Annotated in this window: 1 pseudogene; it reads left to right on the top strand. The window is 63.6% G+C overall.

The window, feature by feature from the left end:
• Positions 1-566 (top strand): annotated as a pseudogene (locus AC0L2F_RS35740) (transporter); the annotation flags it as partial.

Raw genomic sequence — 566 nt, 5'->3', positions numbered from 1 at the left:
CCGTTTGTCGCGCCGAAATTGATGGGGATCGATCTGAAAGCGGAAGCTGCAAAGCTCGAGGCGGAGCTTTCGGGTGGCAACCCGCCACAAACTGAGAATCTGCATTATCGAAAATTCCAGGCGCGCGCGTATCGGGTGTCGGCAGCGGCGGGACGGAGCGTCGGCGCCGTCGAAGACCAGATCGGCAGCCGCAGCGTGATCGAGCGGATCGTGCGCCAGGGCGCTGACGTCGAACCGCATCGCGACACCGTTCTTGAAGCGAGCGACGACATCGTTATCGCAGGCCGCACCGCCGCCATCGTCGCTGCAAAGCCGATTGTTGGCACTGAAATCGACGCCGACGAGATCCTGAAGGCGCTTCCCGGCAACGTGGTCGAGGTCCTCGTCGACAATCGCAAATTCCATGGCCGCTCAGTCAAGGACGTGGCTGAACGCGTCGGCGACGCTGCGCGCGGCGTGTTCCTGCGCACCTTGACGCGGATGGGACGCGAGGTCCCCCTGAGCGCCGATACCCGCGTCTATGTCGGTGACGTCATGACGCTGGTCGGCAGCACCCGCAACATCGA

The organism is Bradyrhizobium sp. Ken64 (assembly GCF_055807555.1).
Note: the sequence above shows the minus strand (reverse complement) of the source record. Positions and strands in the feature narration are given on the sequence as shown.